Origin of the sequence: Occultella gossypii (assembly GCF_019947135.1) — a bacterium.
Taxonomy (GTDB): domain Bacteria; phylum Actinomycetota; class Actinomycetes; order Actinomycetales; family Beutenbergiaceae; genus Occultella; species Occultella gossypii.
Window position 1 is genome coordinate 233,190 of the sequence record NZ_JAGSHT010000005.1, and the last position, 25,721, is coordinate 258,910.

Annotated in this window: 19 protein-coding genes; 7 read left to right on the forward strand and 12 right to left on the reverse strand. The window is 72.0% G+C overall.

Annotation, left to right across the window (positions count from 1 at the left end; all coding sequences use genetic code 11):
* Positions 1–166: 166 nt before the first annotated feature.
* Positions 167–2,125: an alpha/beta hydrolase family protein gene (locus tag KCQ71_RS05865; RefSeq protein ID WP_223403799.1), complete on the reverse strand. Its 1,959-nt coding sequence runs from the start codon at positions 2,123–2,125 to the stop codon at positions 167–169.
* A gap of 53 nt (positions 2,126–2,178) precedes the next feature.
* Between KCQ71_RS05865 and KCQ71_RS05870 the strand changes: the two genes are divergently transcribed.
* Positions 2,179–3,501, forward strand: coding sequence for a serpin family protein (locus tag KCQ71_RS05870; RefSeq protein ID WP_223403800.1), 1,323 nt, complete (start codon positions 2,179–2,181; stop codon positions 3,499–3,501).
* Between the two features lie 36 nt (positions 3,502–3,537).
* Here KCQ71_RS05870 and KCQ71_RS05875 read toward each other — a convergent pair whose 3' ends face one another.
* Positions 3,538–4,992 (reverse strand): GuaB1 family IMP dehydrogenase-related protein, encoded by a 1,455-nt coding sequence (locus tag KCQ71_RS05875; RefSeq protein WP_223403802.1) that lies wholly within the window; start codon positions 4,990–4,992, stop codon positions 3,538–3,540.
* A gap of 51 nt (positions 4,993–5,043) precedes the next feature.
* Between KCQ71_RS05875 and KCQ71_RS05880 the strand changes: the two genes are divergently transcribed.
* On the forward strand, positions 5,044–6,735 hold the full coding sequence (locus KCQ71_RS05880; RefSeq protein WP_223403804.1) for a long-chain-fatty-acid--CoA ligase: 1,692 nt from the start codon (positions 5,044–5,046) through the stop codon (positions 6,733–6,735).
* Here KCQ71_RS05880 and KCQ71_RS05885 read toward each other — a convergent pair.
* The 4 genes from KCQ71_RS05885 to KCQ71_RS05900 all read right to left on the reverse strand — a co-directional run bounded on the left by KCQ71_RS05885 (position 6,732) and on the right by KCQ71_RS05900 (position 11,056).
* Complete coding sequence (locus tag KCQ71_RS05885) at positions 6,732–7,625, reverse strand: carbohydrate ABC transporter permease (protein ID WP_223403805.1); 894 nt, start codon at positions 7,623–7,625, stop codon at positions 6,732–6,734. The two genes, KCQ71_RS05880 and KCQ71_RS05885, sit on opposite strands and share 4 nt — an antisense overlap.
* Positions 7,622–8,623 carry a carbohydrate ABC transporter permease gene (locus KCQ71_RS05890; protein WP_223403807.1) on the reverse strand — a complete coding sequence of 334 codons (1,002 nt, stop codon included), beginning with the start codon at positions 8,621–8,623 and terminating at the stop codon, positions 7,622–7,624. The genes KCQ71_RS05885 and KCQ71_RS05890 overlap by 4 nt, the downstream gene beginning before the upstream one ends.
* A gap of 35 nt (positions 8,624–8,658) precedes the next feature.
* Positions 8,659–9,942, reverse strand: coding sequence for a sugar ABC transporter substrate-binding protein (locus KCQ71_RS05895; RefSeq protein WP_223403808.1), 1,284 nt, complete (start codon positions 9,940–9,942; stop codon positions 8,659–8,661).
* A 103-nt stretch (positions 9,943–10,045) separates the two neighbouring features.
* Entirely contained in the window at positions 10,046–11,056 is a 1,011-nt protein-coding gene (locus KCQ71_RS05900; protein WP_308116610.1) for a LacI family DNA-binding transcriptional regulator, read from the reverse strand.
* A 171-nt stretch (positions 11,057–11,227) separates the two neighbouring features.
* Here KCQ71_RS05900 and KCQ71_RS05905 point away from each other — a divergent pair, with 171 nt between their 5' ends.
* The 4 genes from KCQ71_RS05905 to KCQ71_RS05920 all read left to right on the forward strand — a co-directional run bounded on the left by KCQ71_RS05905 (position 11,228) and on the right by KCQ71_RS05920 (position 17,139).
* Positions 11,228–13,345: a glycogen debranching N-terminal domain-containing protein gene (locus KCQ71_RS05905; RefSeq protein WP_223403812.1), complete on the forward strand. Its 2,118-nt coding sequence runs from the start codon at positions 11,228–11,230 to the stop codon at positions 13,343–13,345.
* A 92-nt stretch (positions 13,346–13,437) separates the two neighbouring features.
* Complete coding sequence (locus KCQ71_RS05910; protein ID WP_223403814.1) at positions 13,438–14,106, forward strand: YqaJ viral recombinase family protein; 669 nt, start codon at positions 13,438–13,440, stop codon at positions 14,104–14,106.
* Between the two features lie 83 nt (positions 14,107–14,189).
* Positions 14,190–16,100 (forward strand): 1-deoxy-D-xylulose-5-phosphate synthase, encoded by a 1,911-nt coding sequence (gene dxs, locus KCQ71_RS05915; protein ID WP_223403816.1) that lies wholly within the window; start codon positions 14,190–14,192, stop codon positions 16,098–16,100.
* A gap of 31 nt (positions 16,101–16,131) precedes the next feature.
* Positions 16,132–17,139, forward strand: coding sequence for a ribose-phosphate diphosphokinase (locus tag KCQ71_RS05920; protein ID WP_223403818.1), 1,008 nt, complete (start codon positions 16,132–16,134; stop codon positions 17,137–17,139).
* Here KCQ71_RS05920 and KCQ71_RS05925 read toward each other — a convergent pair.
* From KCQ71_RS05925 to KCQ71_RS05945, 5 genes are all read right to left on the reverse strand, one after another.
* A complete protein-coding gene (locus tag KCQ71_RS05925; protein ID WP_223403820.1) occupies positions 17,112–19,172 on the reverse strand; it encodes a 3-hydroxyacyl-CoA dehydrogenase NAD-binding domain-containing protein in 2,061 nt (686 codons plus the stop codon). The genes KCQ71_RS05920 and KCQ71_RS05925 overlap by 28 nt on opposite strands.
* Positions 19,169–20,395 carry a thiolase family protein gene (locus tag KCQ71_RS05930; protein ID WP_223403822.1) on the reverse strand — a complete coding sequence of 409 codons (1,227 nt, stop codon included), beginning with the start codon at positions 20,393–20,395 and terminating at the stop codon, positions 19,169–19,171. The genes KCQ71_RS05925 and KCQ71_RS05930 overlap by 4 nt, the downstream gene beginning before the upstream one ends.
* Positions 20,396–20,585: 190 nt before the next feature.
* On the reverse strand, positions 20,586–21,752 hold the full coding sequence (locus tag KCQ71_RS05935) for a hypothetical protein (protein ID WP_223403824.1): 1,167 nt from the start codon (positions 21,750–21,752) through the stop codon (positions 20,586–20,588).
* Between the two features lie 156 nt (positions 21,753–21,908).
* A complete protein-coding gene (locus tag KCQ71_RS05940; RefSeq protein WP_223403825.1) occupies positions 21,909–23,180 on the reverse strand; it encodes a ribonuclease D in 1,272 nt (423 codons plus the stop codon).
* On the reverse strand, positions 23,177–23,755 hold the full coding sequence (locus tag KCQ71_RS05945; RefSeq protein WP_154794315.1) for a DUF3000 domain-containing protein: 579 nt from the start codon (positions 23,753–23,755) through the stop codon (positions 23,177–23,179). Before KCQ71_RS05945 ends, KCQ71_RS05940 begins: the two co-directional genes overlap by 4 nt.
* A 144-nt stretch (positions 23,756–23,899) precedes the next feature.
* On the opposite strand from KCQ71_RS05945, the gene KCQ71_RS05950 reads away from it, so the two are divergent.
* Complete coding sequence (locus tag KCQ71_RS05950; RefSeq protein ID WP_223403827.1) at positions 23,900–25,141, forward strand: carboxylate--amine ligase; 1,242 nt, start codon at positions 23,900–23,902, stop codon at positions 25,139–25,141.
* 87 nt (positions 25,142–25,228) lie between these two features.
* On the opposite strand, the gene KCQ71_RS05955 is transcribed toward KCQ71_RS05950, so the two are convergent.
* Positions 25,229–25,708: a hypothetical protein gene (locus tag KCQ71_RS05955; RefSeq protein WP_223403829.1), complete on the reverse strand. Its 480-nt coding sequence runs from the start codon at positions 25,706–25,708 to the stop codon at positions 25,229–25,231.
* Positions 25,709–25,721 lie beyond the last annotated feature (13 nt).

The following is a 25,721-nucleotide window of genomic DNA, read 5'->3' on the forward strand; positions in this document are numbered from 1 at the left end:
GCCATCGGGACCGGCCCGGTCGACCCGCCCGGTTGTCAGTTCGCCTGACGCGAAGTGCGGGTTCCGGGCCGACCGACCCACAATTCGGGTCAGGGAAGCCGAGCGAGGGTGTCAGGGCTGGGGGCTGGGCGACCGGGTCGCGGGCGGCTGGGTGGTTCGCGCCGGCTCAGGCGGGGGTGAAGCCGAAGGCCTGGCCGTAGAAGGCCAGCTCCGCGGTGGCGGCGGCCTGGATATTCTCGGCGCCGCGGAAGCCGTGGCCCTCGCCGTCGAACATGACCAGTTCCACGTGCAGCCCCTTGTCCGCCACGGCCTTGGCCATCGACTCGGCCTGGTTCGGGGGGACCACCCGGTCGTCGGTGCCCTGGAGCAGGATCATCGGGGCGCTGAGCCGGTCCGTGTGGTGGATCGGGGAGCGGGCCAGGTACCGGTCCCGCTTCTGCGGGTAGGGCCCGATCAGCGAGTCGAGGTAGCGGCTCTCGAACTTGTGCGTGTCCCGAGCCAGCGCCTCGAGGTCGCCGATTCCGTACAGGCTCGCACCGGCCGTGAACGTGTCGGTGAACGTCAGGGCCGCCAGGGTCGTGAAGCCACCGGCGCTGCCACCCCGGATCGCCAGGCGGGCGCCGTCGACCCGCCCCGTGTCCGCGAGCCAACGGGCGCCGGCGGCGCAGTCCCGCACGTCCGCGAGGCCCCAGGCTCCGCGTAGGCGGTCCCGGTAGGCGCGCCCGTACCCGGTGCTGCCGCTGTAGTTCACGTCCAGGACGGCGAAGCCGCGGGTGGTCCAGAACTGCACGCTCGGCCGGAACCCGGGGGAGGTGGCCCCGGTGGGCCCGCCGTGGCTGAACACCAGCAACGGCGGCAGCTGCCCGGCCGGCCCGGCTGCGCTGCTGGACGTCGGCGGGTAGAAGAAGCCGTGGGCGATGCCTGCCTCGGAGCGCCATCGGACGGCCTCCGGCCGGGACACGTCGGCCGGGTCCAGGTGCAGCTGCGAGGAGGACCTCAGCACGTTGACCTGCCCGCCCGCGAGGTCGAGCTCGACGATCGCGCCCGGCTGCGTCGCGGACTCGCCGATGAAGACCACCCGGTCCCCGTGCGCTCGCACCGGGCCCCACGGTTCCCAGTCGCCGTCCCAGCGCTCCAGCTGACCGTTCGCGGTCAGCATCGCGCCGAGGAACCGGTGCCCGCCGCTGGACCAGGAGACCACCAGGTGCGCCTCGTCGAGGACGTCGTGGGTGCGCGGCCCGAAGCCCCACTGCGGCAGCGAGAAGTCCGCCTCGGCCGGGTGCAGGTGCCGGGTCCGGGCCTCACCCTCGACGAACTCGGTGCGGTACAGGTTCCACCAGCCGGTGCGGTCGTCGACGTGGATCAGGTCTCCGGTCGGGGTCCACTGCGGCTCCGCCGCGCTCACGCCGGGACCACCGGCGAGCGAGCGCTCGTGCAGGAGCCGGCCGCCGCCGTCGGCCACGGAGGCCACGTGCAGCGTGGTCGAGTCCCACGGCATGTTCGGGTGGTCCCAGGAGATCCAGGCCAGCAGCGCGCCGTCCGCGGACAGCCGCGGCGAGGTGACGAAGTCGGGGCCGTCCACCAGCACCGCGATTGCGGCCGGGTCGCCGACGGCGCTGCCGTCGAGCGGCAAGGAGACGAGGGTGGTCCGCGGGTCGGTCCGCTGACCGCCGGGGGTGCCGTGGTCCTCGGCGACGGCGTAGACCACCCCGCGCTCCGCGTCGACCTCGAGGTCGGCGTACCGGCGCCCGTCCGCAGGCACCAGCGGGACCGGGCGGGAGAACGAACCGCCGGCGTCGCGGTCGACCCGGTACAGCAGGTCGTCCTCGCGGCGGGACAGCACCACACCGGTGGGTGTCACCGCGTAGGACGCCCCGCCGTACTCGTGGGCACGGGTGCGCACGTCGAACGTCGCATCGACGACGTCGGTGACGGCGCCGTCGGCCTCATGCCGTACGAGCGCCTGCCGCCCGCCCTCGCTCGGCCGTCCCTCGATCCAGTAGGTCGCGTCGCCGTCGAGGGCGACCTCGGCGAGCCGGACCGTCCCCGAGGTGAGCTCGGTGACTCCGAGGGGGGAGGGCCATGCGCCGAACGGCGCACGAGTGCGGGTGTCGGTCTCGGTCATGGGCCCATCTTTCACCATCGAGGCAAGGCGCACCCCCGGTAGGCTGCACGGCCATGGGACGCGGGTCGATGAGGACGGGTGGGCGAGGGTCGATGGGGGCGCGGGCGAGCGTGGCGGGGCTGGGCATCATGCTGTTGGTCCTGGCCGGCTGCACCAGCCCGAACGGGACCACGCCGGGCCTGGACGTCCTGGAGTCGAGGGCACCACGGGCGGCCGTGGCCGTGACCGACGTGCCGGTCGCGGCCGCCGCCACCGTCGCTGCGGCCTCGGGGCTCGGCGCCCGGCTCATGGACGCGGCCCCGGACGAGAACCTGGTCGTGTCCCCGATCTCGGTCCTGGTGGCCTTCGGGATGCTGCGGGAGGGCGCCGCCACAACCACCGCGGCCGAGCTGGACGCCGTGCTGGGCTTCCCGGCCGAGCAGCGCGGGGAGGCGATGAACGCACTGCTGCGTCAGCTCGAGCTCCACGACGGCGACCCGGGCGAGGTACCCGCCGGCGAGGTCCCGGACGTGCCGGTGCTGCGCGTGGCCGACCAGGTCTTCCTGCAGGAGGGGTTCGCCGTGCAGCAGCCGTTCCTGGACGCCCTCGCCACCCACTACGGCGCGAACGCCGTCCAGGTGGACTTCACCGCGACCGGCCGCGCCGGCGGGCGCGCGGTCGTCGACGACTGGGTGGCCGAACACACCGGAGGGCAGATCGAGGCGGCGCCGGTGCCGTTCGACCGGAGCACCAGGCTCGCCCTGCTCAACACGGTCTACCTGGCCGCTGCCTGGCAGGAGCCGTTCGGCGACGGGACGTCGCTTGGGCAGTTCCACCGGCCCGACGGCACGATGGCCACGGCGCGGTTCCTCGAGGAGACCCGGGACCTGGCGTACTTCGTCGGTGCGGACGGTGCCGCGGCCGTACGGATCCCGTACACCGCGGACTTCGCGATGGATGTGGTGCTCGCTCCCGAGGGTCGCTGGGCACCGGCCGGATGGCCCGCGGTCGCGGCCGGCCTGGATGCCGCGGCGGGCGCGCCGGTGCCGGTGGAACTCACGCTGCCCACCTGGGAGCACACCACCAGCCTCGACCTGCGATCGATGTTGCGCGAGGCAGGCCTGTCCGAGACCCTCGGCGTGGCCCCCGACCTGAGCGGCATCGCGCCGGGGCTGTATGTCTCCGCGGCCGCACATGAGGCAACGATCACCGTGGATTCCGCGGGCACGGTGGCTGCGGCCGTCACCTCGGTCGCCGTCGGCGAGGCGAGCGCCGAGGTCACGCCGGACGCGGTCGTGTTCCGTGCGGACCGGCCGTTCGCCTACCGGATCGTGCACCTGCCCACCGCCGTGCCGGTGTTCATGGGCCAGGTGGTGGACCCGGGCGAGGGGGAGTGACGCTCGGCGGTGACACCGGCTCCCGCAGGTGGTGACTCACCAGCCCGCCGGCAGCGGGCGACCCTCGTCGTAGCCGACGGTCGACTGCAGTCCCACCAGCGCCTTGTCCGCGAACTCCGCCAGCGAGCGTGCGCCCGCGTACGTGCAGGAGCTGCGCAGACCGGAGGTGATGTGGTCGAGCAGGTCCTCCACGCCGGGACGGTCCGGGTCCAGGTACATCCGCGAGGACGAGATGCCCTCCTCGTAGAGCGCCTTGCGGGCCCGCTCGAACGGGGTCGACGTGGTGGACGTCCGGGCGGCGACGGCGCGCGCCGAGGCCATCCCGAAGCTCTCCTTGTAGGTGCGACCGTCGGCGTCGGTGTGCAGGTCGCCGGTGGACTCGTGGGTGCCGGCGAACCAGGACCCGATCATCACCTGCGATGCCCCGGCGGCGAGCGCGAGGGCGACGTCCCGGGGGTAGCGGACCCCGCCGTCGGCCCAGACGTGGGCGCCCAGCTCCTTCGCCCGCGCCGCGCACTCGAGCACCGCCGAGAACTGCGGGCGACCCACGGCCGTCATCATCCGGGTGGTGCACATCGCGCCCGGGCCGACCCCGACCTTGATGATGTCCGCACCGGCCTCGACGAGGTCGCTGACGCCGTCGGGCGTGACGACGTTGCCGGCCACGACCGGAACCTGCGGGTCGAGCGAACGAACGGCGCGCAGCGCCTCGATCATCTTCGCCTGGTGCCCGTGTGCGGTGTCCACCACGAGCACGTCCGCACCGGCCTCGAGCAGCCCCGTGGCGTGCGCGGCGACGTCCCCGTTCACCCCGATCGCGGCGCCGACGCGCATCCGGCCCGCGGCGTCGACGGCCGGCGTGTAGATCGACGAGCGCAGCGCCCCGGTGCGGGTCAGCACACCGACCAGCCGGCCGTCGGCGTCCACCACGGGGGAGAACCGGCGCCGGGCGGCGAACTGGGCCTCGAACGCGGTCCGCAGGGCGTCCGGGCCCTCGAGGACGCGCAGGTCCAGCACCGTCGGGTCCGGCGTCATCACCTCGTGCGCCTGGGTGAACTGGTCGACGCCCTGGCAGTCGCGGCGGGTGACCACGCCGATCGGCCGGCCGTCGGAGACGACCACGGCGGCGCCGTGGGAGCGCTTGTCGATGAGCGTCAGGATCGTGTGCACCGTGTCCGTGCGGCCTACCGTCACCGGCGTCTCGAGGACCGTGTGCCGGGCCTTCACGGAGGCGATCGTGCGACTGACCTCGTCCAAGGGCACGTCCTGGGGCAGGATCGCCAGGCCGCCGCGGCGCGCGACGGTCTCGGCCATCCGGCGGCCGCTGATCGCGGTCATGTTCGCCACCACCACGGGGATCGTGGTGCCGGTGCCGTCGGAGCTGGCCAGGTCCACGTCGAACCGGGAGGCGACGTCGGAGTAGGACGGCGCGAGGAACACGTCGCCGTAGGTCAGGTCGTGGGTGATCGTGTGGCCGGGCAGGAAGCGCATGACCGCCAGCCTATCCGGGCGGCTGCGTCCGGGGCGGACTAGGGTCGGGACATGAGCGATCCGATCCCGCCCTGGGTCACGAACTATCAGGAGGGGGTCCCGGCCACGATCGACCTCCCCACCGAACCGCTGCCGCGGATGCTCGAGGACTCGGTGCAGCGCTTCTCGACCGAGGTGGCGATGGAGTTCTTCGGTGCCCGCACCACCTACGCCGAGCTGGGGGACCAGGTGGCGCGGGCGGCGGAGGGACTGCGCCGGCTCGGCGTCGGGCCAGGGGACCGGGTGGCGCTGGTGCTCCCGAACTGCCCGCAGTACCTGGTCGCGTTCTACGCGGCGCTGCGCCTGGGCGCGGTGGTGGTGAGCCACAACCCGCTCTACACCGCCGAGGAGTTGCAGCACCAGTTCGACGACCACCGCGCCGAGGTGGTGATCGCCTGGGACTCGGTGGTGCCCCGGGTCGCGTCGTTCGCGGCAGCCACCGGCTTGCGGCACCTGCTCTCGGTCAGCCTGATCGCTGCGATGCCGCGCCTCAAGCGCATCGCCCTCTCGCTGCCGGTCCCGGCGGCCAGGGCCGGCCGGGCCGCGCTGAGCGGCCCCGCGACCGGGGCGACCGGCACCTGGGGCGACCTGCTCGCGGGCCCGGCCCTCGCCGTCGACCATCCGTTCCCGGACGTGCGCGACCTGGCCGTGCTGCAGTACACGAGCGGCACCACGGGACGCCCGAAGGGCGCCATGCTCAGCCACTACAACCTGCGTTCGAACGCGCTGCAGGGGCAGGCGTGGATGCACGGAGCGGTGCCCGGCGCGGAGACCATCTACGGCGTGCTGCCGATGTTCCACGCGTTCGGTCTCACCCTCTACCTGACGTTCTCGGTGCTCACCGGCTCCAAGCTGGTGCTGTTCCCGAAGTTCGACGTGGACCTGCTCCTCGGTGCGGTGCGGAAGTCGCCGCCGACGGTGCTGTGCGCGGTGCCGCCGATCTACCAGAAGGTCGCGGAGGAGGGCAAGGCGCGCGGCGTGGACCTGTCCACGATCCGGTTCGCGATCTCGGGTGCCATGGTGCTCCCCGGACAGGTCGTCGAGCTCTGGGAGTCGGTGGCCGGAGGGCTGCTCGTGGAGGGGTACGGACTCACCGAGGCCTCACCCGTGGCGCTCGGGAACCCGTTCGCACCGACCCGGCGCAACGGCACGATCGGGGTGCCGTTCCCGAGCACCGACATGCGCGTGGTGGACCCTGAGCAGCCCGACGTGGACGTGCCGCAGGGCGAGCCCGGCGAGCTGCTCATCCGCGGGCCGCAGGTGTTCTCCGGGTACTTCGGGGACCCCGAGGCCACCTCGCAGACCCTGCTCGACGGCGGGTGGCTGCGCACCGGGGACATCGTGACCGTGGACGCCGACCACTTCACCACGGTGGTGGACCGCCGCAAGGAGATCATCATCACCGGCGGCTTCAACGTGTCCCCGTCCGAGGTCGAGGAGGTGTTGGTGGCCCACCCCGACGTCGCCGAGGCCGCGGTGGTGGGCCACATGCGGGCCGACGGCGGAGAGCAGGTCGTCGCCGCCGTGGTCCTTGCCGAGGGGGCCCACCTCGACGAGCAGGCGCTGCGCGCCTACTGCCGCGAGCACCTGACCCCGTACAAGGTGCCGAAGCGGATCGTGGCCGTGGACGAGGTGCCGCGCTCGATGCTCGGCAAGGTGGAGCGGCGCAAGGTCCGTGAGGCGTTGGCGTCCCGCTGGGGTTAGCCCTTGATGGCGCCGTCCTGGGTGGACGTGATGCGGCGCTGGAACACGATGAACAGCACCGCCACCGGGATCGACATGATGACCGCGGCGGCCAGCTTCAGCGGGTACTGGGTGCCCTGACTGAGGGCCCCGGCGGTCAGCTGGGCGACGCCCTTCGTGAGCGTCTGCAGCTCGGGCCGGTCCGAGGCCACGATGAAGTGCGACAGCTCGTTCCAGGAGCCCTGGAAGCTCAGCACGACGATCGTGATCAGGGCCGGACGGGCCATCGGGAGCACCACGGACCAGAACACCCGGAACGGGCCGGCGCCGTCGATCCGGGCGGCCTCCTCGACCCCGAGGGGCACGGACATGAAGAAGTTCCGCATGATGAAGATACCGGCCGCGTCCGCCAGCAGCGGCAGGATCAGGGCCGCGAAACTGTTGTAGATGCCGAGGGAGTTGATGACCAGGAAGCGTGGGATCAGCAGCACCACGCCCGGTACGGCCATGATCGCGACGAGGGCTGCGAACACGAGGCTGCGGCCCGGGAACCGCAGGCGGGCGAGCGCGTAGCCGGCCATCGAGTCGAACAGCACCCGGCCGGTCGTCACGGCGAGGGTGACGATCACCGAGTTACGGACCCAGAGCGGGAAGTCGGAGTTGCGCAGGAGTTCGGTGTACGCGGCCGTGGACGGGGTGGCCGGGATCAGGGACAGCGGGTCCGTGGCGGCCTCGGCATCGGACTTCAGCGACGTCGCCAGGCTGATCGCGAACGGGTACAGATAGGCGACCGCGAGGATCACGAGCACGGTCAGCGCCACCGCGGTGCCGGACCGGGACCGGCGCAGCCAGGCGGGACCGCGGTCGCGGCGCACGGCGGACCGGCGGGCCGTGGCGACGGCTCCGGTCATCGCGGGTCCTCCCGCTCGCCCAGCAGCCGGCGGCCCACGAGGGTGCACGCCACGATGATCGCGAACAGCAGGAACGCGATGGCGGCGCCACGACCCCACTCCTGCTGCTCGAACGAGACCTGGTAGGACAGGTACGCCGGGGTCAGGGTGGTCTTGCCGGGCGTGCCACCGGTGCCGGTGTACACCTGATCGAACATCTGCCAGGTCCCGATCAGGCCGAGCGTGATCACTGTGAACAGCGTGGGGCGCAGCATCGGCACGGTGATCCGGCGCAGCCGCTGCCAGGGCGTGGCGCCGTCGACGACCGCAGCCTCCTCGACCTCGCCGGGCAGGTGCTGCAGGGCCGCCAGGAACAGCAGCATGAACGTCCCGGACGTGGTGAACACGGCGAGGACGATGAACACGCACATCGCCACGCTCGGACCCGAGATCCAGTTCCACCAGGACAGCCCGAGCAGCAGCGGGCCACTCTCGTACGGCGCCCGGACCCCGATCGCACCGAGGAACAGGTGCACCACACCGCGGGGGTCGGCGAACCAGTTCGGTCCCTCGACGCCGAGGACGGCGAGCAGCCGGTTCGTCGCGCCGGTGGCGGAGAACAGGAACAGGAACACCACGGTGATGGCCACCGACGACGTCACCGACGGGAAGTAGAACGCGCTCCTGAAGAAGCCCCGCCCGGCGTCCACCCGCCGGTGCACGAGGACGGCCAGTGTCAGCGCGAGGATCGTCTGTAGCGGGACCACGGCGAGGACGTAGTACACGTTGTTGCGCATCGCCCGGCCGAAGTCCTTCGTGGCGAGTCCGTCCCCGCCGAGCAGCTCGGTGTAGTTGGTGGCGCCGACGAACTGCGCGGACCCGGTCATCGGGTTCCCGATGCCGCGCCAGTCGGAGATGCTGACCCAGAACGCCATCGCGATCGGGACCACGAGGAACAGGCCGAGGATCACGACAGCGGGTGTGAGGAACACCCAGCCCGCCACGCCCTGCCGGGTCACCGACCGCCTACCGGTCCGCTGGGCCACCCGACGCCTCACCCGCCGAGCACGGCTTGCAGGTCCACCTGGACCGACGCGAGGATGGCCGCCGGATCGGCGTCCGGCAGGCCCTCGAGCTGGGCGTTGAAGTCGGCGAGCACCGCCGAGGCGCCCGGCGCGGACGGGAAGCCATGCGCGTAGTCGGCGCCGGCCAGGAACGCGGCCTGGTCCGGGTGCGCGGCGGCCCACTGTTCCCCGGCGGTGGACACCGACGGCATCACCCCGTACGCGTCCGCGAAGGCGAGCTGCTGGTCCGGGGAGACCAAGGTGGTGACCAGGTCGACGGCGGCCTCGGTGTCCGTGCCGGCCGCGACGCCCCAACAGTTCGTGAACTGCAGCGTGCCCGGGCCTCCCGGTCCCTGCGGTAGTTCGACCACCCGGTAGCGCACGTCCGGGAAGTCGGCGGTCATGGCCCCGACGACCCAGTTGCCCTCGATCACCATCGCGGCGTTGCCGCTGCCGAGGGCCTCGCCGCCCCAGCCGGTGTTCAGGCTGGATGGAAAGGCCGCCACCCCGGCGGCGAGCAGGTCGCGGACGTAGGTCAGGGCTTCGAGGTTCTCCGCGGAGTCGACGGTGGCTGCCGCGTTGTCCCTGGAGGTGAGCGTGCCGCCGGCCGCGGCCATGAACGCTCCGATGCGTTGCCATTCCGGTGCGAAACTCAGCCCGACGTGGTCATCGGTCGTCAGGGTCGTGGCCACCTTCCGCAGTTCCGCCCAGGTGGTCGGCAGATCGGCGTCCGTGAGGCCGGCCGCGTCCCAGTAGTCGGTGTTGATGACCAGGGCGAGCGTGGAGAAGTCCTTCGGGGCGCAGTAGGTGGTGCCCCCATACGTGAACGAGCGGAGCAGGCTGCTGTAGAACTCATCGGCCTGGGGGACCTGGTCCAGGTACGGGTGGAGCGAGCCGTTGTCGGCATACCCGGCGAACTGGTCGGAACTGAGGTAGAAGACGTCCGGAGGTTCGGCGGCCGCGAAGCCCTGGCTCAGCTGCTGGGTCAGGTCGGCCGCGACCAGGACCTCCGCCGGTGTGCCGGACTCGTCGGACCAGGCCGCGACGGCCGCCTCCACGGACTCCGTCTCGGCGGCCCCGCTGGAACCGATCAGCACGGTCACGGTGCCGTCGTCGACGCCGTCGTCCCCACCGCTCGGGGTCTCCTCGGTGAACCCCGTGCCGCCCGAGCAGGCCGCCAGGCCGAGGGTGATCGCGGCGGCGGCACCCGCGGCTCCAGCCCTTCGCCGACGGGACCGAGCGGCACGCCGGACCGGGGTCGTGTGCTGGTTCATGAGCAGCTCCCCGGTCGGTGACGGACGCCAGGCCTTCATCCAACCGCGCCCGGCGTCACTTGGCACGGCTTTGGTGGCCTCGGCAGCTCCCGCTCACCAGCACTCAGGACCCGACCGTGCCGGACAACGGGTCGGGCCGGATGCTCGTGCGCCGAACGATCAGCTCGGGAGGGAGCAGTTCGTTGCGAGCAGCAGTGCCACCTGGCTCAACGCCGATCTGACGCAGCACCAGGGCGAGGGCGCGACGCGCGGCCTCGGCGATCGGCTGGGCGAGCGTGGTCATCCCGGCCACGTAGGAGACAGCGGAGTCGTCGAATCCGGTCACCGCCACCCGGCGCCCCTGCGACTCGGCGGCCTGCATGACCCCCAGTCCGACCGTGTCGCTGACGCACACCACCGCACTCGGGCCCACCCGCCGCAGGAGTCTCGCGGCGGCCACCTCGGCGTGCTCGGTGGCGTTGTCCGTCGTCTCCTGCCACCGCTCGTCGGCGTTCAGACCGAGCTCGGCCATCGTCGACGACCACCCTGAGCGGCGGTCGTCACCGACGCCGGAGCCGTGGGGCCAGCCGAGGTAGGCGATCCGGGTGTGCCCCAGTTCGTGCAGATGCCGGGTGGCAGCGGCCGTACCGGCGGCTCCGTCCACGTCCACCCACGGGTGCGTCCCGTGCTCGGCGTCCCACGGGCGACCGAAGGTCACGAACGGGACGTCACGCTCGGTGAGCCAGGTGGTGCGGGGGTCGTCGTGATGGGTGTTCGTCAGCACGAAGCCGTCGAGGTCCGCGCCGGAGAGCAGCTCGTCGAACTGGACGATCTCCTCGTCGTCGTTCGAGGCCGCGAAGAGCATGATCCGGTAGCCACGTTCCTGGGCGGCCTGGGCCAGCCCGTGCACGAACCGGTCCCCGATGGTGCCGTACACGCTGTAGGTGACCGGCCCGAGGGCATAGCCGAGGATCTGGGAGCGCCGGGTCCGGAGCTGCCGTGCTGCCCGCGAGGGCTGATAGCCGAGTTCAGCGATCGAGTCGAGCACTCGGGCGAGGGTCTCCGGCTTGACGACGTCCGGGGCATTGATCGCGTTCGAGACCGTCTGACGGGACACCTTGGCGTGCGCGGCCACCGATTCCAGGGTGACTCGTTGCCGGGATCGCATTTGCCGCCTCCCCGCAGAATCGTGATCCAATCCGGGTCAATAATGGAGCAAAACCGTTCCAATCATATTGGATCGTTCAAACATTTGCCCTAGAGTGGTCCGGAACCGGGGTGGCTGTCAAGCATGGAAGGCGAGGTCATGGTCCGGCAACCGCTCCTGCATGAACAGCTGGTTGCCCTGGCCGCGCCGACGCAGGCATGGTCGGGTGCCGACGGGCAGATCCGAGCAGGGCGACCGGAGTTGCACGGGGTCTTCCACGCGGACGTCCGGGTGCTCAGCGAGGCTCTTCTGACGATCGACGGCGTCGAGCCCGAGGCGATCGTCACCGCGGGCGCGGGGGCCGGCACCGTCAGGGTCGTCGGGCTCGCTCGCGGTCTGGACGGGCCCGGTGCCGATCCGACGACGAGGATCGACCTTGAACGCACCGTCACCCCGGGTCGGATGCGGGAACGGTTGACCCTCTCCTCCGCCGCGGCCGGGACGGTCCGGGCCACCGTCCGGGTCCGCCTCGGCGCGGATCTGCTCGCCATGGACCTCGTCAAGCGCGGGCGGACCGGGGATCCGACGGTCCCCACCCGCACCGCAGCCGGCCTGCGGTGGGCCGGTGCCGGGGCCGCTGCCGGCGGGATCGGCATCCGGGTGCAGGCCCCGGGGGCGCGGATCGATCTCGACGATCCGATCGCCCCGACCCTGATCTGGACCGTCACCGCTGAGCCCGGGCGACCGGCCGAGCTCGAGTGGGACCTCGAGTGCGAGGACGCGGCGGGCGTCGTCCGCGCCGCGCCGCCTGCGCCCAGCCGGCCCGCCGACGCGGTCGGGGGTCGGCTGCCGTGGTCGACACCGACCGTGGACGCGTGGGACCGGCGCCTCCCGGAACTGCTGACCCGGAGCCTGGACGACGTGGCGGGTCTGCTGATGTCGAGCGCGCAGGCACCGGACGAGATCTTCCTCGCCGCCGGAGCGCCGTGGTTCTTCACCCTGTTCGGCCGGGACTCGATCTGGGCAGCGCGAATGATGCTGCCGTTGGGGACCGCCCTGGCCGGCGGCACGCTGCGCACCCTGGCGGCCTTCCAGGGCCGTGTGGTCGATCGCGCCACCGGCGAGGAGCCGGGCAAGATCCTGCACGAACTCCGGCGCGCCCCGATCGGCGCCGGCCACGCGAGGCTGCCGCCGCTCTACTACGGCAGCATCGACGCCACGCCGCTGTGGGTGTGCCTGCTCGCGGACGCGTGGCGCTGGGGCCTGCCGGACGCCGAGGTGGCCGCGCTGCTCCCGGCCGCCGAGCGTGCCCTGGACTGGATGGTCCGGTACGGGGACGCCGACGGCGATGGCTTCCTCGAGTACGACTCCGATGGTCGGGGTCTGGCGAACCAGGGCTGGAAGGACTCGGACGATTCGGTGCGGTGGCGCGATGGCGCTCTCGCCACGCCGGCCATCGCCCTGGTGGAGGTCCAAGGCTATGCGCACGAGGCCGCCCTCGCCGGAGCCGACCTGCTGGCCGCGTTCGGCCGCCCGGGTGCGGATCGCTGGCGGGACTGGGCGGGGGAGCTTGCCACGAGGTTCCGGGGCGCCTACTGGGTCTCGGACGCACGGGGCCCGTACCCCGCGATCGCCCTCGATGCGCAGAAGCGCCCGGTGGACTCCGTGGCCTCGAACATGGCGCACCTGCTCGGTACCGGCCTGCTGAACGCCGACGAGGAACGAGCCATCGCGGACCGGGTCGGTGGCGCGGCGCTCGACTCCGGGTACGGGTTGCGCACCCTTGCCGTTGGCTCCGGCGGGTACTGGCCGCTCAGCTACCACGGCGGCGCGGTCTGGCCGCACGACACGGCGATCGCGGTCCACGGGCTTGCCCGGGCCGGGTTCGGTGAGGTCGCCGCGCGACTCGGGGACGGGCTCGTGCGGGCCGCCCCTGCGTTCGACTTCCGGCTGCCCGAACTGTTCGCCGGTGACGCCGCCGCCGACGTGAGCCGACCGGTGCCGTATCCGGCGTCGTGCCGTCCGCAGGCGTGGGCCGCGACGGCGGCGGTGGCGATCCTGCAGGCACGCCTCGGTCTGACGGCGGACGTCCCGAACGGAATCGTCCGGGTGCGTCCCGCCGGCTCCGGCCCGCTGTCGGTCTCCGGCCTGCGGCTGGGGACCGAGGAACTGGCCGTGTCGGTCGACGCCCGTGGCGGTGTCGACGTGCAGGCGCCGGCCGGGTACCGGGTGGAGGGCCCGGCCGGCTTCCGTGCGACGAGCCGTGGCGGGACCTGAGGTTCACCGTCCGGCCCTTGTACCTGGGCCGGTCGCGCTCCGGCCCGCGAGCCTGCGCCGGGCAGGCCGCGTGGTCGCGTAACCTCTAGCGGGTGGAGCAGAACCGGTATCGCTACGTGCAGGGCCCGGGCGGCGATCCGATCACCTCCCGGCAGCGCGTCGCCTGGCTCCGGGCCAGGCTCTGGGGCGTCACCGCCACCGATGCGCGCCGACTGGTCACCTCCCGCGGGCAGGTCAGCAAGCAGCGCAAACGGCTGCTGGCCGCCAAGCTGAGCGGCTGGGAAGGACCCCGGTTGCCCCAGTTCGAGCATGGCATCCTGCGCGAGCCGGTCATCGCTGCCTGGGTGCAGCAGCGGTTCGGCATCGACCCGAACTCACACCTGTGCGCCGGGGAGAACCCGCGCCACCTGGCCACGCCGGACGGCGTCGGCGAGCATTCGATCTGTGAGATCAAGACCGCCGTCGCCGACCTCGACGAAGCCGCGGGCGTCTACCGGGACCAGCTCCAGTGGCAGCTGCACGTGACCGGCTGCGAACGGGTGCTGTTCGTCGTCGAGAACCGCCACAGCTACCGCCGAGACTTCCGCTGGGTCGGGCGGGACGAGGCCCGGATCGGGATGCTCGCCGAACACGCCGACGCGTTCCTGATCGAGCTCGACGAGCACCGTGCCCTGGCCATCGAGGCCGAACGACGTGGCGAGGAGTACCTGCTGGCGGGAGCGACGCCGTCGGGCTATGGGGCCCGGCCACGGACCGCCTGAGGCGACGAGCGGTCGTACCATGGAGCCCGCGACAGCAGTGTCGGTCGGCGCCGGCCGACGTGGGCACGGTGGGAGGATCGGCATTGGGTGAGCTCGAGAGGTTGAGCGGACCGGGCGACCTTCGCGGCCTGACCCCGAAGCGGATGCGCGCCCTGGCTGCGGAGATCCGCACGTTCCTCGTCGACTCGGTCTCGCGCACCGGCGGGCACCTCGGCCCCAACCTCGGCGTCGTCGAGCTGACCATGGCCGTGCACCGGGTGTTCTCGTCCCCGAAGGACAGCATCGTCTTCGACACCGGGCATCAGGCCTACGTGCACAAGATCCTGACCGGGCGCACGGACTTCACCGGACTGCGCTCGCGCGGCGGGCTGAGCGGGTACCCGAGCCGGGCCGAGTCCGACCACGACGTCGTCGAGAACTCCCACGCGTCCACGGCGATCTCCTGGGCCGACGGGATCGCGCGCGCGAACCAGGTGCTCGGGCACACGGACCGGCACGCCGTGGCCGTCATCGGTGACGGCGCCCTCACCGGGGGACTGGCGTGGGAGGCCCTGAACAGCGTCGCCGGCAGCGACGACCGCCGCCTCGTGGTGGTGGTCAACGACAACGGCTGGTCCTACTCGCCCACCGTCGGCGGACTGGCCCGCTACCTGGACGCGATGCGCACGGACCGCAACTACGAACGGGTGCTGAGCTGGGGCAAGAACACGCTGCGCAGCGGGGGCCTGCCGGGCCGGATGACCTATGACGCCCTGCACGGCCTCAAGGAGGGCCTCAAGGACGTACTACGCCCCCAGGGCCTGTTCGAGGGCCTCGGGATCAAGTATGTGGGTCCGATCGACGGCCACGACCTGGACGCGCTCGAGTCCGCGCTCCGCAACGCCAAGGGCTTCGGCGGGCCGGTCATCGTGCACGCCATCACCGAGAAGGGCCACGGCTACACCCCCGCCGAGCACGACGCCGTCGACCACTTCCACGCCGTCAAGGTGATCCACCCCGAGACGGGGTTGCCGGTCGCCGCCGCCGGGACCGACTGGACGTCGGTCTTCGGCGACGAGATCGTGGGCATCGCCAGGGCCCGGTCGGACGTCGTCGCGATCACGGCCGCGATGCCGGTGCCGGTCGGGCTCGGCGGGATGCAGAAGGAGTTCGCCGACCGCGTCTTCGACGTCGGGATCGCCGAGGAGCACGCGCTCACCTCGGCGGCCGGGATGGCATTCGCCGGCCTGCACCCCGTGGTCTGCCTGTATGCGACGTTCCTGAACCGGGCCTTCGACCAGCTGCTCATGGACGTCGGCCTGCATCGGGCCGGCGTCACCATCGCCCTGGACCGGGCCGGGCTCACCGGTGACGACGGGGCCAGCCACAACGGGATGTGGGACATGGCCATGGCCCGCATCGTCCCCGGGCTTCGTCTGGCGGCCCCGCGGGATGAGGCGACGCTGCGCGAGGCACTGCGCGAGGCCGTCGCCGTCCGGGACGCCCCGACCGTGGTCCGTTACCCCAAGGGCGCCGTTGGCGATCCGATCCCGGCGATTCAGCGGGACGGCGTCGTCGACGTGCTCGCCCGGACCCCTGGTGACGGCGACGCCCGGGTCCTCGTGGTGGGCATCGGCCCGTTCGCGGCCACGGCCGTCGAGGTTGGGAAGCGGCTCGCCCGGCAGGGCATCGGCAGCACCGTGGTCGACCCCCGGTGGGCACTGCCGGTCCCGGAGCAGATCCTCGACACCGCCACCCGGCACGACCTCGTCGTCACGATCGAGGACGGTGTCGTCCAGGGCGGCGTGGGGGCTGCGATCCGGGACGCCCTGGCCGAGCGGGACGTGCCGGTAGGTGTGCGTACGCACGGCCTCCCGACCCGGTTCCTCGGCCACGCGAGCAGGTCCCAACTCATCGAAGACCTCGGCCTGCGAGCCAAGGACGTCGCCCGCGACACGGCCGCGGCGGTGGCGGCGCTCACGGACCGTCGCGCCGACGTCGACCAGATCCCCTAGCATCGCCAGCAGACCCCCGAAAGGCACGCGCATGCGAGACATTGTGGTGTTCACCGGCAGCGCGCACCCCGCGCTCGCCAGGCAGATCTGTGACGAGCTCGGGATCGAGGTGTCCCCGTCGGAGACCTCCCGGTTCAGCAACGACTGCCTGCAGGCGCAGCTGCTGGCGAACTGCCGCCAGCGGGACGTGTACATCGTGCAACCACTGGTGCCGCCCACCCAGGAGCACCTGATGGAGCTGCTCCTCATGATCGACGCGGCCAAGGGCGCCTCCGCCGCGCAGATCACGGCGGTGATCCCGCACTTCGCCTACGCCCGGTCGGACAAGAAGGACGCGTCCCGGATCTCGCTCGGCGGGCGTCTCGTCGCGGACATGCTGGTCGCGTCGGGAGCCGACCGGATCCTCACGATGACGCTGCACTCGCCGCAGGTGCACGGGTTCTTCTCGGTGCCGGTGGACCACCTGACGGCCCTCGGGGTGCTCGCCGACCACTACCGCCGCCGTGACCTGTCCGACTCGATCGTGGTCTCGCCGGACCTGGGGAACGCGAAGACCGCGACCCAGTTCGCACGGCTGCTCGGCCTGCCGGTGGCCGCGGGCAGCAAGCAGCGGCTCGCCGACGACAAGGTGGTCATCGACGCCATCGTGGGCGACGTCGCCGGCAAGCGGGCGATCGTGCTCGACGACGAGATCGCGACCGGTGGCTCGATCGTCCAGCTGATGGCCAAGCTCGCCGAGGAGGGCTGTCACGAGGCGTCGGTCGCCTGCACCCACGGCCTGTTCACCGGCAATGCCGTGGCCCGCCTGAGCGAACACCCGATGATCACCGAGGTGGTCACCACGGACACGGTGCCCGCGCCGGGTGACTGGCACTCACTGGTGGTTCGGTCGGTGTCCCAGCTGTTCGCCGAGGCGATCCGGCGGATCCATGAGGGTGAGTCGGTCAGCAGCCTGTTCGACGGCGTCGACCCGACCCACGCCCCACCGCAGCCCTCCCTGTTCGAGCGGGCTCAGCTCGCCACGTCACGGGTCAGGTGACCCGACCGGCGCAGGTATGGCGTGATCCCACCCAGGTGGAACGGCCAGCCCGCGCCCAGGATCATCCCGAGGTCGATGTCGGCCGCCTCGGAGACCACCTGCTCGTCGAGCATGAGGGTGACCTCCTCGGCGAGCGCGCCGCCGACCCGGTCCAGCAGCTCCGGCGCCGTGTAGGCCCGGCCGGCCCGGGAACCGAAGTAGCGCTCGATCGCCGGGTCCACCGGTGAGGCGGCCGTGGGTCGCCCCTCGTAGGTGACGAAGGGCGTGCCGTCCTCGACCATCCTGGCCAGTCCGGGAGAGGTCGGGTACCGGTCGCCGAGGTTCTCGCGCAGGGTGTCCAGCACATGCATGGCGACGGCGGGGCCCACCAGCTGCAGCAACTGGAACGGGCCCATGGGTAGGCCGAGCGGCCGCAGCGCGGCATCCGCGGTGGCTACGTCGGTGCCGTCCTCGAGGGCACCGAGGACCTCGCCGAGGAGGCGCACGAGCACCCGGTTCACGACGAACCCGGGCGCGTCGGCGACGGCGATCGCCGATTTGCCCGACGCCTTCGCGACGGCGAACGCGGTGGCGTAGGCGGCGTCGTCGGTCCGCTCCGCGCGGATGACCTCCACGAGCGGCATCTGCGCCACCGGGTTGAAGAAGTGCAGCCCGACGACCCGCTCGGGGTGGGCGAGGTCGGCAGCCATGGCCGTGATCGACAGCGCGGACGTGTTCGTGGCGAGGATCGTGTCCGCACCGATGACCGTCTCGAGCTCGGCGAACACCTTCTTCTTCACGTCGAGTTCCTCGAACACCGCCTCGATGACCAGGTCACGGTCGGCGAGGTCGGAGAGCTCGGTGGTCGCGGTCACCAGGGACGTGATCCGGTTCGCCTCGTCGGCGCCGATCCGGCCCTGCTCGGCGAGCTTGGCCACCTCGGCCCGGACGAACCCGAGGCCCTTCTCGGCGCGATCGGCGTCCAGGTCCCGCATGATCACCGGAACGCGCATCCGGCGCGCGAACAGCAGTGCCAGCTGGGAGGCCATCAGCCCGGCGCCGACCACGCCGACGGAACGCACCGGCCGGGCCAGGTCCGCGGGCGGCGCACCCACCGGCCGCTTGGCGCGGGAGGAGGTCAGGTCGAACGCGTACACACCGGCCTTGAACTCCGGTGAGACGATCAGGTCGGCCAGCGCGTCGTTCTCGGCGGCGAAGGACGCGTCCTTGTTGCCATCCGCCGCCAGCGCGAGCAGGTCGAGGGCCACGTACGGGGCCGGCGCGGCGCCGTGCAGACGGGCGTCCACCTTGGCCCGGGCCGCCTCGACCACGTCGAGCCACCGGGCGCGGCCGGCCTCGTCGACCGGCTCGGGTCGGGTCGGGGTGACCTCGCCGCGGAGCACGCGGGCGCTCCAACGCAGCGACTCGGCCAGGAAGTCCGCGGGCTCCAGGGCGACGTCCATCAGGCCGAGCTCGACGGCCTCGTCGGCCTTGAGCTGGCGGTTGTTGCGCAGCGGGTTCTCCACCACCACGCCCAGGGCCTTCTCGATGCCGATCAGGTGCGGCACCAGGAACGTCCCGCCCCAGCCCGGGATCAGGCCGAGGAACACCTCGGGCAGGCCGAGGTTGCGAACGGAGACGGCAACCGTCCGGTAGGTGGCCGAGAGGGCCAGTTCCATGCCGCCGCCGAGGGCGACCCCGCCCACGTAGGCGAACGTCGGCACGGCCATGTCGGTGAGGATCCGGTAGGCGTCGTGCCCCGCCTCGGCGATCTCCCTGGCCTGCACGGTCGTGGTGATGCCGGCGGCGGCCTTCAGGTCGGCGCCGGCCGCGAAGTGGAACGGTTTGCCGGTGACCGCGGCGGCGACGATCTCACCGGCGGCGGCACGGGCCGCGACGGCCTCGACGGCCTCCCGTAGCGACGCCATGCCGCCGGCGCCGAGCGTGTTCGGCTTCGTGAAGTCGAGGCCGTTGTCGAGGGTGATCAGGGCCAGGGTGCCGAGGTCCTCGAGCTGGACGTCGCGGACCAGGGCGCGGGTGATGCGCTCGCTCATCGGTTGTTCTCCTCGGTGGCAGCGGAGTAGTCGGGGTGGTGGGGGTTCTCCCAGATGACCGAGCCGCCCTGGCCGAGGCCCACGCACATGGCGGTGACGCCGTAGCGGACCTCCGGGTGCGCGGCGAACTGGTGGGCGAGCTGGGACATCAGGCGCACGCCGGAGGCGGCGAGCGGGTGCCCGACGGCGATCGCGCCACCGTAGGGGTTGACCCTGGGGTCGTCGTCGGCGATGCCGAACGCGTCCAGGAACGAGAGCACCTGCACGGCGAACGCCTCGTTCAGCTCGAACAGGCCGATGTCGGTGATGGAGAGGCCGGCGATCTCCAGGGCGCGCTCGGTGGCCGGCACCGGGCCGAGGCCCATCACCTCGGGCGGGACGCCGGCGTACGCGTAGGAGACCAGGCGCAGCTTCGGGGCCAGGCCCCACGCGGCGGCGACGTCGCCCGCGACCAGCAGGGCCGCCGTCGCCCCGTCCGTCAACGGCGAGGACGTGGCCGCGGTGACCCGGCCGCCCGGCCGGAACGGGGTCGGCAGGCCGGCCATGCCCTCGACCGTGGTGCCGGGGCGGGGCGGCTCGTCGGCGGTGGCCAGACCCCAGCCGCGCTCGGGGTCGGGCACCCCGACCGGGACCAGATCGCCGGTGATGTGCCCGGCGGCCAGGGCCGCCGCGTACTTGGCCTGGGAGGCCGCGCCGAAGGCGTCCGCGCGTTCCTTCGTCAGCGCCGGGAACCGGTCGTGGAGGTTCTCCGCGGTGGCGCCCATGACCAGGGCGTCGGGGGAGACGATGCGCTCGGCGACGAACCGGGGGTTCGGGTCCGCGTCGCGGCCGAGGGGGTGACGGCCCATGTGCTCGACGCCGCCGGCCAGGGCCGCGTCCACGGCGCCGACGGCGATGCCGGACGCGAGCGTGGTGACGGCCGTCATCGCACCTGCGCACATGCGGTCGATCGCGAAGCCCGGGACCGTGGTCGGCAGCCCGGCGAGCAGGGCGACCGTGCGCCCGAGGGTCAGGCCCTGGTCGCCGGACTGGGTGGTGGCGGCGATGGCGACGTCACCGATCGAGGTGACCGGGACGCCGGGGTTGCGGCGGAGCAGGTCCCGCACGACCGCGACGGCGATGTCGTCCGCGCGGGTATGGGCGTACAGGCCATCCGGCCTGGCCCGCCCGAAGGGGGAGCGAACGGCATCGACAAGCACGACATCTCGACCGAGAAGGGGCATCGGGGTGACCTCCAGGTCACGTCGGCGGGACTTGAGTTGGGACTGCGAGTACTAGGTAACTCGTAGGCCACTCTACCCGCCTTGGCGTGTCCTGAACCACAGCGGGCCGCCCGCCTGGAGCGAGCGGCCCGGGATGGCCCGGTCCGTCATGGACATCGGTCAGGGTCTTCCGGTGGGCCGTCCCTCGGCGTCAGGGAAGCACGTCGGCACGAGACGACCAGAACAGGTAACGGTCGCCGCGTTCCTCCGTCTGGCCGTAGACGTTCGTCGCGCCGATGTACAGATCCTGCGGGATGTCGGTATCCGCACCGGTACGGCCCCAGGTCAGCGTGTCCCGGTCCGTCTGGGTGCCCACCCGCGCGAGGTCGAGGGTGCCCGCGGAACCACTGAACAGGTACACCCCGTCCTGTGCGGCGACCCCCTGGACCTTCTCGATCGAGGAGTCCTTGTCGATCCAGAAGTTGGCCTGCGATCCGACGGTTCCGTCCTGGCCGGCGAGGTCACCCGAGTCGGTCAACGGCCACCGGACGACCTCGGTGGTGACGTCGTCGGCCGAGTACTCGGACGAGACCAGGGCGGGCTCCCCGGTCCAGTCGGTGGAGATCGAGGACAGCCTCGGGACCCCGTACGGACCCTGGTCGACGCCGACGTAGGTGCGGTCCGGGACGAGGAAGTAGCCCTCGTCATCGGTCATCGCCGTGCGCAGGTCGAACCGGTGGATGCGGTCCGTCGCGGCCACGTACAGGTAGGGCCCGGCCCAGGCGACGCCGCCGTTGTGGCTGGCCAGCGGCTCGGTGGTCCAGCCGTCGTCGGTCTGCACCGGCAGCCGCAGCCCCGCCGTGCGGTAGCGCCAGTCGTCGGTGGAGACGAACGTCAGTGCCGAGTCCACGGCGGCATGGTCGTCGGGGGAGGTGCGCTGGTACCAGGCCGAGACGAGCACCTCGGTGGCCGGTGCCTGCGCCCAGTTGGACTCGCCGCTGCCGGCGAGGCCCTGCGGATACCACCGGTCGTCGGTGTTCAGGTCATCGGGCCAGGCACGGCAGGACTCGCCGCAAGCGGTGGTCTCGCCGGAGCGGCCCGCGATGAGCTCGGTGAAGCTGACGGGCTCCACGCCGGGCAACTCACCGATCGCTTCGACGGCCTCCGAACGGTCGGTGATATCCAGTTCGTACGTGCCTGGATCGTTGTGCGCGGCCTCGTCGAGGGCCGCACCGTTCGCGGCGGCTCCGGCCGGGCCGGGCACCGCGACAGCGAGTGCGCTCACCCCGATCAGGATGCCGATGACGCGCCCCGGGGAGCGCCGGCTGCGGCGCAGGGCCCTGGCGCCGGTGGATGGATGTGCCTTCTGAGGGTGCATGATGCCTCCTCTTCTCGAGTGCAGATCGCCATCGACCGTACGTCATCGAGTGGCGGAATGCAGCCCTCATATTCGGCCCGGCCGTCGCTGCGAGGCTGTGACCAGGCCGAATGCGGGCCAACGGCGGCGTCGGGGGTACTCGAGTGACGAGGGCGATCAGACGTCGGCGGCGCTCTCGGCGGGCGGCTCCGGCTCCTTGGGCCGGGGCGGGGCCAGCAGGGCCCGCGCGATCGGTTCGGAGACGAGGTCGACCTGCCAGGCACGAGCCCCCAGGTCGGTGAGAGCGATCGAGACCGTCTCCGGCGTGATCCGGCGGGGCGGCGCCCACGCGATCCGTCGCTGGAACTCCGGGGTGAGGAGGTTCTCCTGCGGCAGGTCGAGGCTGTCGGCGAGCTCACGCACGTCGTGGCGGACGTTCTCCAGCCGGATGGCACCCTCGGGGTTGCGGTCCCGCCAGGCACGGGGCGGGGGCAGGGTGTCGCCGATCGGGGTCCGCTTGGCCGGTAGGTCCCCGGGAGCCAGCGCGAGCGCTCGCGCGACGGCCGCGGCCCACGTGGGCAAGCGGCGGGCGGCGCCACGGTTCTTGAACGGGCGGAGCTCGGCGAGGGCGGCCTGGCTGCGGGGCTTGGCCTGCGCGGCGGCGACGATCGCGGCATCGGGGAGGATCCGGCCGGGGGAGATGTCGGCGCGTTCTGCCTCGATCTCGCGGGTGTGCCAGAGCTCGCGCACGATCGCGAGGCCCTGGGTGTCCCGGACCAGGTGGGTGCCGGAGGTGCGGCGCCACGGGTCGATGCGGGGCGACGGTGGCGGCGCGGTGCGGATCGTCTCGAACTCCTGCTCGGCCCATTCGAGCTTCCCGGCCTCCGCGAGCTGACCGGCGAGCACGTCGCGCAGCTCGACGAGGACCTCGACGTCGAGGGCCGCGTAGCGCAGCCAGCTCTCCGGCAGCGGACGCTCGGACCAGTCGGCGGCAGAGTGCTCCTTCGCGAGGGCGAGCCCGAGCTCCCCGGCGACCATCGGGCCGAGGCCGACCCGGTCGCGGCCGAGCAGCCTGCCGGCGAGCTCGGTGTCGAACAGGCGCGACGGCGTGAAGTTCAGTTCCGCGAGGCACGGCAGATCCTGGTTCGCGGCGTGCAGAACCCACTCGACGCCGTCGAGCGCGGCACTCAGGCCGGTGAGATCCGGCAGCTCGCGCGGGTCGATCAGGGCCGTGCCGGCACCGGTGCGGCGGATCTGCACGAGGTAGGCGTGCTGGCCGTACCGGTAGCCGGACGCACGTTCGGCGTCCACGGCGACCGGCCCGGTGCCGGCGGCCATCCGCTCGGTGACCTCGTCCAGGGCGGCCGCGGTACTGGTGACCTCGGGGACCCCGCCGGCCGGTTCGAGGAGGGGTCGTAGTTCGGGTGCCACGGGCTCGACGTCGGTCATCGCTTCCTGTTCAGTGGGCTCACGTTGTCCGGGATCGGCGGTAGACCCGCAGTCTGGCAGGACAGCAGGGCCCAGGCACGCAGGTGCGGCGCCAGGTCGGTGCCCTCCGGGGTCCAGGACGCCCGGATCTCGATCTCGACCTCCCCGGAGCGAAGGTGCAGGCCACCGAAGGTCTCCGAGAGCACGCGGGTGACGGTGCCGGAGAGCGAGTGGTGCTCGGCGCCCTCTGCCTCGAGTGCGTCGGTGAGCCAGGACCAGCCGACCTCGCCGAGCATCGGATCCGCGGAGAACTCCGGTTCCAGCTCCGCCCGGGCCATGATGATCACCCGGAACTCGCCGTTCCAGGCCTCCTGGCCCTCGGGGTCGTAGAGCACCACGAACCGCCCGTTGCCGAGCATGTCGTCGGGGTCCCGGGTCGGGTTCACCTCACCCGTGAGTGCCAGGGCGTACGGTGCGATCCGCGTCGGTGCCGGCACCTCCTCGAGGTGGAACTCCGGACGCATACGGTGCCCACGCAGGCTCAACAGAGCCGCCTCGAAGTCGGGGGGCGCGACCGGCGTCTGCTGCACGTTCACTCGTTCAGGCTAAGCCGCGCGAGGCCAACCTTCGAGAGGCGCGCCGAAGGTGGGCCGGTAGACTCGCCCAGGTTCCGCCGTCGGGCATCGGCCCCGCGCAGCGAACCACCCACCCCGCCAGAACCGCACGGAGGACGCGCGCCCATGACCATCCGGACGCTCTGCCCAGTGCTGCTCGGCACCGACCTCGGCATCTACGCGATGGCGCGGTCCTTCCACGAGGCGTACGGGGTGCGGTCGGTCGTCATCAGCGAGCTGCCGCGGGGCCCGATCAACGACTCGGCGATCCTGGACAACGTGCTCATCGGCGACGGCGCCGACGACGACAGGATCCTCGCGGCGCTCGACACCGTGGCCGCTGCGCACCCCGGCACCGACCGGATCCTGGTGGTCAACTCCGACCACCAGCTCGCGTTCGTGCTGCGGCATCGGGAGCGGCTCGAGGCGAGCTACGTGATCCCGTTCGCGGACGCTGCGACCGTGGATGCCCTCGCGGACAAGACCTCGATGTACGCGGTGCTGGAGCGGCTCGGGATCCTCGCCCCGGCCACCGTCGCGGTCACGGCGCTGCCGAGGGACGAGCAGGCGTGGCGGGCCGCGGCGGCGCAACTGACGTTCCCGATCGTGATGAAACCGTTCGCGGGCGCCGAGTTCGAGGAGTTGAAGTTCTCCGGCCGGCGGAAGGTCTACGCGCTCGACGACGCCGACACGCTCGTGCGCGAGTTGGAGCGGATCGCAGCGGCCGAGTACGGCGGAACGATGTTGCTGCAGGAGCTCGTGCCCGGCGACGACACGTGGAACCGGGTGGTGAACTGCTACGTCGACTCCCACGGGGACCTGACGATGGCCGCCTCCGGGCGGGTGTTGCTGGCGATGCACCAGCCAACGTTCATCGGGAACTCGGCGATCATCATGGTCGACTACGACGCCGAACTCGTGGAGTCGGTGCGTGCGGTGCTCGCCGAGGTGGGGTTCCGCGGGTTCGCGAGCGTCGACTTCAAGATCGACCCGCGGGACGGCCGAGCCCGGCTGCTGGACATCAACCCGCGCCTGGGCCGGTCGCACTACTACGCGAACGTCGGTGGGGTGAGCACCGCGCAGGTGCTCGTCGAGGACCTGGTACGTGGTCGGCGGGTCGAGCCACAGCGGGCGACGGCGGACGGCATCTACGCCTATATCCCGACGTTCGTGCTGGGTCGGTACGTGCGCGACGAGGCACTGCTCGCGCAGGCGCGCGGCGTGCTGCGGCGTCGCCGTGCGGTGCACCCGTTGAAGTACCGCAAGGACCGGAACGTGAAGCGGTGGCTGTACCGGCTGCTGGCGCAGGTCAACCAGCTGCGGGCGCTGCGGACGTACTACCCGCGCCCGACCGACAGCGGGTTCTGAACCGAGCGGACAGGGCGTCGGGGCAGCCGGCCGACGTCGGTACGTGCGTGGAAGCGTCAGCCGACGAAGTCGGTATCCGCGTAGAAGTCAGCCGACGAAGTCGGTACCCGCGTAGAAGTGGAGCACCGGCACGCCGAGCTCCTCGCGCGCTCGCGAGGCCCAGTCCTGGTGGAAGGTGTCCTCGACGGCGTGCGGCCGGGTGACCACGATCAACTCGGCAGCCTTCAGGTTGTTCACGGCCTGCTTCACGGCCGGCAGCGGGTCGTCCGCGATGACCGACCCGGACGCCGTCGCCCCGGCGGCGCTGAGACGCTCCAGTGACGCGCCGAGAGAGATGTCCGCGGTGAACTCGGCCTTCTGCTTGTCGGCACGATGGATGAGGGAGTCCCACGCCTCGCGCATCTCGAACAGGCTCAGGTGGTCGATGAAGTCGGTGACGACGTTGCGCTCGGTGTCGGCCGGCACCAGTACCTCGAAGGTTGCCTCTGGGTCGTCGTGAAGGTTGAGGATGTTCTTCACGTCGCTCTCGCGGAGAGCTTCTTCGGTGAGGATGAGAATGGTCGGCATGAGGCGAGCATAG